Below are 6000 nucleotides of genomic sequence, written 5' to 3'. Positions count from 1 at the left end.
TTTCATCAACGTTTGTTGTTCAGTTTTCAAGGTTCATGTTTTTCGTTCGTGTTAAGCGAACTTCTATATCTTAGCATTTCTGTTTTTTATTGTCAAACACTTTTTTAAAAAAGTTTTTTGACTCACTGTTTAGCGAATGCTTTACAGTGTTACTTGCTAAGTTTAGTTGTTGTTGCTGTGTTAGCAACGGAACTAAATATACCACTACTTGTTTTTATTTAGCAAGCACTTTTTATTTAAAAGATTATTCAATTTCTTTCACAGTTTTTTAAAATTAGTTTCTTCCTATTATACACGCACCAAAAACACGTAAAGGCTTTTCACTTGTCAGCCTTACCGTACAGATAAAATATGCCCTTTCAAGACGTAATTGCATCTGCAGTCACATCCTCATCACATAAAAAAACTGTCCTAACCGAATGGCTAGGACAGTTTTTTATTTTATGCTGTGAATAAGTACACTAAGAAAATAACCGCAAATACATACATAATTGGGTGAACTTCTTTTGCGCGACCTTTTACAATCATCGTTAATGGATAAAATACGAAGCCGACAGCGATACCTGTTGCGATAGAATATGTTAATGGCATCATAATCATCGTGAAGAATGCTGGTACTGCCACTTCGAACTTTTTCCAATCAATATCTGCAAGTGACGCAACCATTAATACACCGACAACGATTAATGCTGGTGCTGTTACTGCTGATGTAATCACTGATAATAATGGTGAGAAGAATAATGCTAGTAAGAAGAAGCATCCTGTAACGATTGCTGCAAAACCGGTACGAGCACCTGCCGCTACACCTGATGATGACTCAACGTATGATGTAATTGTAGATGTACCGAAAATCGAACCAACAATTGTTGCGATTGAGTCAGAAATTAATGCTTTACCAGCGCGTGGCAATTTATTGTCTTTTACTAACCCTGCTTGGTTTGCTACAGCGACTAATGTTCCTGCATTATCAAAAAAGTCTACGAATAAGAACGTTAAAATTACTGAAAGCATTGATAATGTATAAAAACTTGGGTCACCGAATGCTTCAAATAATGCACCGAATGTTGGCGCAATGCTTGGTGGCGCTGACACAATTGCTTCTGGTGTGTTCACTAAACCGAAAATCATACCGACAATCGCCGTTACAGCCATCCCGATAAATACGCCTGCCTTTACGCCGCGTACTAAGAAAATAATTGTAATGATAATACCGAATACTGCTAGTAATACTTGTGGGTCACGTAAATCACCGATACCTACTAATGTTGCATCATTGTTAACAATTAACCCTGCACTTTGCATCCCGATAAAGGCGATAAACAAACCGATACCAGCGCCAACTGCTAACTTTAATTCTAATGGAATTGCATTAATTAATTTTTCACGTAAGCCTGTGACTGTTAGTAATAAGAAGAATACGCCCGAAATAAATACGGCTGCTAAAGCATGTTGCCAAGGACTACCGTTTACAAGTACTACTGTGTATGCAAAGAAGGCGTTTAAGCCAAGTCCTGGTGCTAGCGCGAGCGGGTATTTCGCAAATATCCCCATTATAAATGAACCGATTGCTGCGGCAACGGCTGTGGCAACGAAAATTGCGCCGTAATCCATACGTAATGCTTCTGGGAAATCCGTTACGCTTTGTAATGATAATGTTTGCGGATTAACAACTAAGATATACGCCATTGCTAAGAACGTTGTAAAACCACCTAAAATTTCACGGCGATAATTCGTTCCAAGTTTATCAAACTCGAAATACTTCTTCATTGTGTAATGTTCCTCCATTTGTCGTCGGAAAAAAAAGACGCACAACTGTTTAACAGTCGTACGTCTACGATTGGCTTACGCCTTTTGAAATGATCATGCTATTTCAAATCGTAGTCGAGCTTTTTACGGTAGCTCGGTAGAAACTTTCAGGCCATATCCCTGACTTTATACGACGACATATTTAATTTACTACTGTAATATAGCACTTCAATTTTCGTATTTCAATCATTTTTGCGAACTTTTTTTGTCATTTTGTTCACAATGTTCGTGATTAGCTGTAAAATCCGTTTAATACTACCAATTAAAGACGTCTGAACACATACATCCACCGTACGTCATTCGCTTATGAGAAATCATGCAGTAAATGTTGAATAACGTCTGCAACACCCGACATTTGGCGTACCGCAACATCAAATAATGTACGGACTAACTTGCCATCTTGTTCGTCATCGCTATCGATTTCGTATAACCAGTCGCCAGTTGCGTCTAAAAAAACAAAGCGTGTATGCTCTGTTTCTTCGTTAAAAAATAAAGCGAGTGTGGCTTTTTTCTTTTCATAATAATATGTGACAACGATGTCTTCGCCGCGCGTTTCGGCAATTGTTTCCGCTGCTGTCGATGTATCAATCGTCCACTGTAAACGATTTTTTAACGTCGCTTCAATTAAAGTTTGGAGTAAAGGTTGTTCACTAAACATTAAAGCCCCCCTCAAAGTCCGCCAAAAATTCATTCATTGCGCGTTCTGCCCCACTTGCGACACGGCGTGCAACTTCTTCTAATGGACGTACTAACTCCGCTTCTTCTGCCGTCATCGTATTCCAGCCATATAACCAGTCGCGTGTTCCTTCCGTAATAAGGAATGCTGTTACTTCTTGGTTATTTTGAACAAACGTTACGAGTAAAAAACGATAGCGCTTATAATTACAAACGATTGGTTGGCTATAACTCGCCCCGTCCACAACATCCGCAATGATATTTTTCATTTCACCTTGCTCATATGTCCATTGCATTTTGCCATCTGTTGATGCTTGCTGCAATGCAGCGAAAAATGTTTTCACTTTTTGATCTACCATATTTACTTCACTCCTTCACGCCTATTGTATCAAAACAATTTCAAGTTGTTGAAAATGTTGCACGTGAAACATTTTTGACAATAAAAAGACCACCCGAAAAGATATGCTCTTCTCGAATGGCCTGGGGAATAGACGACTATTTTGCTAATCCAACTGATGTGTTTACATACTTTTTATCATCAATTGCTTTTACTAAGAAATGTGCCACACTTTCACGTGGAATCGAATTTGATTTTGCTGGTACACCTTCAAATGTTTCTTGGTATTCCACAAATGGCTCATCTTTTAAGCCCATTGGACGCGCGATTGTGAATGTTAAACCTTTTGAACGATAATAATCTAATGCAGCGCGATGATCTTTTAATGGCTTTTCTAATAATTTCATCATCATTTTGCCCATCATCCCTGGAATTTCTCCGTATACACCTGCTGATGCACAGTAAACAAAGCGCTCTACACCCGCCGCTACCATACCATCTGCTATATTTTTGCCCATCGTTTCTAATTCATTTGATGCTTTCATGCCTGAGCTTGAACCTAAACAAGATACAACCACATCATGCCCAACAATAGCAGCTGCCACTTGCTCAGCATTAAACGCATCTCCTTGTACAATGTGAACACCTTCTGTAAATGTTAACTTTTCAGGTGTACGTACAAATGCCGTTACCTCATGCCCTGCTTCTACTGCACGTTTTACAGTATGTTGACCTACGCCACCTGTAGCACCAAAAATAATTACTTTCATGATTAACTTCCTCCTTCACTTATCTGTTCTTATCTTACAATATTTACCCATCAAAACAATGTGTTTACACCTGAAATTAAAAGAAATCCTAAACTCAATACGAACTCCAGTCACATATTTCGTCCATCTCCGTTAAATTTCATCATTATTCAAATAAATTTATTACAGTCGGAATTTTCTGTAGTAAAATAAGGAAAATATGCGTTGCTTTTTTATTTTTATTTAGATGTCAAACAGGGGGTATTAGTCACATGTTTATTGGCGGTTTAATTTTCATGTTAGTTCTCATTGCCATATTTTTTATAGCGAAATCGATGAACGCTTCATTTATACAATCCACTTTCTCGATGAAAGATATGAAGCAATTAATCGAACAATCGTATGATATTATTTATTACTATGAAATCTATCCGACTGAAAAACATTTATATATCTCCCCGTCTGTCGATAAACTTCTCGGAGAAGGCACACGGCACAAACTGATGACTGAGCATGCATACCCTTACGAAGCCATTCACCCGGACGATTTATATATTTTCAAAAATAAAGTTTCTGGTAATATGGATTATTCCAAACCGATTATTCAACGTTTTCGTAGTTTAGAAGGAACATATCACTTTTTTGAAGAATACATTACGCCAGTTTATAAAAAAGGGCAGCTTATCGCCATTCAAGGGATTTTACGAAATATTGATGACAAAGTGCGACTTGAAAATGAAATAACGTATCAGCTGTCTCATGATGTGTTAACTGATTTATATAATCGCCATTTTTTCGAGCAACAAATACAGCGCCTGAACGAACAAGAAAATCACGCTGTCACACTGATTTTGTGTGACTTAGACCGACTAAAACATGTGAACGATTCTTTCGGTCATCAAGCTGGCGACAATTTTATTATCACTGCCGCAAACGTTTTACAAAAAACATTTCATCATCATACAGTTGCGCGTATCGGTGGCGATGAATTTGCGATTATCGTCGAACATCTACATGTAGAGGATACCGACATTGTGACCATCCTTGCTAATTTACACAAAACTATCGATGAATTTAATGCTGGTGAACAATTGCCGATTCCTCTTAGTATCTCGGTCGGACTTGCTTCTACTGCGCAATCCATAGGGCACATGCATACATTGTTCACACAGGCAGATTTACAAATGTACGACGAGAAACGCTTAAAAAAACAACACCTACCTGTTTAAAAAAACACCGCTACGATTTCTTTCGTAATGGTGTTTTTTACAGTTTATATAAACGTTATATGCGTTCGTTATAGTAAAGCTATTGACATATAAGGGGGACTTTTCGTGATGGAAAAACAACGAACATGGGCATTAACATTAATTCGCTTCTCTGCTATTTTTGGTCTCATCGGTGTATATATCGGTTCAACAATGAGTGGTAATATGGATTATTCATTACGACCAATTCACGCACACATTTTACTTGTCGGGTGGTTATCGGTTTTTGCTTGGGGTATTTTTTATTATTCTGTGCCAATTCGTAAGTTACTGTTGGTCAAAGTGCACGCTATTTTTGGTATGGTCGGCGCATTCGGTTTAACAGGCGGCATGTGGCTCTATAATCTAAATCCATTCAATATGAACGAGACATTAACAATGGTGTTGTTTATTATTGGTGGCTCAATTTTATTACTGGCGTTCGTCTTATTTGTCATCGTGACATTTTTTGTCGACAAACGCACTGCATAAAAAAAGAAGTACCATTCGATTTCAAAAATCGACGGTACTTCTTTTTAATTTTCACGATGAGTAACGTTCATTTTTGACAATTTCCCAGCCATTCGCTAATAGTTTGTCGATATACTGTTCAACTGGTATGTCTTCTACCTCAATCGCAAGCGGGCTGAGTGACACATAACACGCCTCTTCTTCATAATTAATCGCCACTTTTACCACTTCATAGCCGTTATGAAAATTCGGATCAAATCCTGGGTCATCAATATGGTCCCCCATTACTGGTCGAAACGAAGAATACACGGTTTTCATTAACATTTCACTACGACTTCCTACACGCTTTGCTGATGTAACAAATAACACTAAATGAATATCCATGAACAATCCCTCTTTCTATTAGAAGCTCCTTCTATTATAACGAATGATGTCTAAAAAAACGCCCGCGTCATCCATTCTTAATAATTGTTATAAAAAATAGCATCTAAGAAATGATTCTTAGACGCTGCTTTTTCGCGAAAACGACTCGCGCTTATTTATCTTGTGCTTGCTTGCGCTTTAAATACTCCGCACGTAGCTTTTCAATTTGTTGCTTTTTATCAAACTGCGCTGGCTTATTTTTCTCATGATACTTCGTTACGGCTACTTGCCCTTTTGTATCTAATTGATATTTACCCATATTTTCACCTTCTTTTGCTCGTTCCACATATCT

At 37.8% G+C, this 6000-nt stretch carries 8 protein-coding genes and 1 riboswitch; of the genes, 2 read left to right on the top strand and 6 right to left on the bottom strand.

Annotated elements, in window-relative coordinates; translation table 11 throughout:
• Positions 1-441 precede the first annotated feature (441 nt).
• The 4 genes from A6M13_RS15355 to A6M13_RS15340 form a co-directional block, all read right to left on the bottom strand.
• Positions 442-1767 carry an NCS2 family permease gene (locus tag A6M13_RS15355; protein WP_066548528.1) on the bottom strand — a complete coding sequence of 442 codons (1326 nt, stop codon included), beginning with the start codon at positions 1765-1767 and terminating at the stop codon, positions 442-444.
• A 91-nt stretch (positions 1768-1858) separates the two neighbouring features.
• Positions 1859-1960, bottom strand: a riboswitch (purine riboswitch).
• 150 nt (positions 1961-2110) lie between these two features.
• Positions 2111-2464, bottom strand: coding sequence for a hypothetical protein (locus A6M13_RS15350; protein ID WP_066548525.1), 354 nt, complete (start codon positions 2462-2464; stop codon positions 2111-2113).
• Positions 2457-2840, bottom strand: coding sequence for a hypothetical protein (locus tag A6M13_RS15345; RefSeq protein WP_066548523.1), 384 nt, complete (start codon positions 2838-2840; stop codon positions 2457-2459). Before A6M13_RS15345 ends, A6M13_RS15350 begins: the two co-directional genes overlap by 8 nt.
• Positions 2841-2976: 136 nt before the next feature.
• A complete protein-coding gene (locus tag A6M13_RS15340; protein ID WP_066548521.1) occupies positions 2977-3588 on the bottom strand; it encodes an NAD(P)-dependent oxidoreductase in 612 nt (203 codons plus the stop codon).
• 251 nt (positions 3589-3839) lie between these two features.
• On the opposite strand from A6M13_RS15340, the gene A6M13_RS15335 reads away from it, so the two are divergent.
• Together A6M13_RS15335 and A6M13_RS15330 are read left to right on the top strand one after the other, a co-directional pair.
• Complete coding sequence (locus tag A6M13_RS15335) at positions 3840-4796, top strand: sensor domain-containing diguanylate cyclase (protein WP_083998409.1); 957 nt, start codon at positions 3840-3842, stop codon at positions 4794-4796.
• A 108-nt stretch (positions 4797-4904) separates the two neighbouring features.
• Positions 4905-5306 (top strand): hypothetical protein, encoded by a 402-nt coding sequence (locus A6M13_RS15330; protein ID WP_066548515.1) that lies wholly within the window; start codon positions 4905-4907, stop codon positions 5304-5306.
• Between the two features lie 51 nt (positions 5307-5357).
• On the opposite strand, the gene A6M13_RS15325 is transcribed toward A6M13_RS15330, so the two are convergent.
• Entirely contained in the window at positions 5358-5669 is a 312-nt protein-coding gene (locus A6M13_RS15325; RefSeq protein ID WP_066548513.1) for a hypothetical protein, read from the bottom strand.
• Between the two features lie 151 nt (positions 5670-5820).
• A complete protein-coding gene (locus tag A6M13_RS16405) occupies positions 5821-5967 on the bottom strand; it encodes a hypothetical protein (protein WP_169817461.1) in 147 nt (48 codons plus the stop codon).
• Positions 5968-6000: the final 33 nt, after the last annotated feature.

This window comes from Caryophanon tenue (assembly GCF_001700315.1).
GTDB lineage: Bacteria > Bacillota > Bacilli > Bacillales_A > Planococcaceae > Caryophanon > Caryophanon tenue.
The sequence above is the reverse complement of the archived record's forward strand: the minus strand, read 5'-3'. Positions and strand labels throughout refer to the sequence as shown.

What these genes read in the sequence shown, in the direction of transcription:
- A6M13_RS15355 (WP_066548528.1), bottom strand. Translation starts at nt 1,767, where the DNA reads ATGAAGAAGTATTTCGAGTTTGATAAACTTGGAACGAATTATCGCCGT.
- A6M13_RS15345 (WP_066548523.1), bottom strand. Translation starts at nt 2,840, where the DNA reads ATGGTAGATCAAAAAGTGAAAACATTTTTCGCTGCATTGCAGCAAGCA.
- A6M13_RS15330 (WP_066548515.1), top strand. Translation starts at nt 4,905, where the DNA reads ATGGAAAAACAACGAACATGGGCATTAACATTAATTCGCTTCTCTGCT.
- A6M13_RS15325 (WP_066548513.1), bottom strand. Translation starts at nt 5,669, where the DNA reads ATGGATATTCATTTAGTGTTATTTGTTACATCAGCAAAGCGTGTAGGA.
- A6M13_RS15350 (WP_066548525.1), bottom strand. Translation starts at nt 2,464, where the DNA reads ATGTTTAGTGAACAACCTTTACTCCAAACTTTAATTGAAGCGACGTTA.
- A6M13_RS15340 (WP_066548521.1), bottom strand. Translation starts at nt 3,588, where the DNA reads ATGAAAGTAATTATTTTTGGTGCTACAGGTGGCGTAGGTCAACATACT.
- A6M13_RS16405 (WP_169817461.1), bottom strand. Translation starts at nt 5,967, where the DNA reads ATGGGTAAATATCAATTAGATACAAAAGGGCAAGTAGCCGTAACGAAG.
- A6M13_RS15335 (WP_083998409.1), top strand. Translation starts at nt 3,840, where the DNA reads ATGTTTATTGGCGGTTTAATTTTCATGTTAGTTCTCATTGCCATATTT.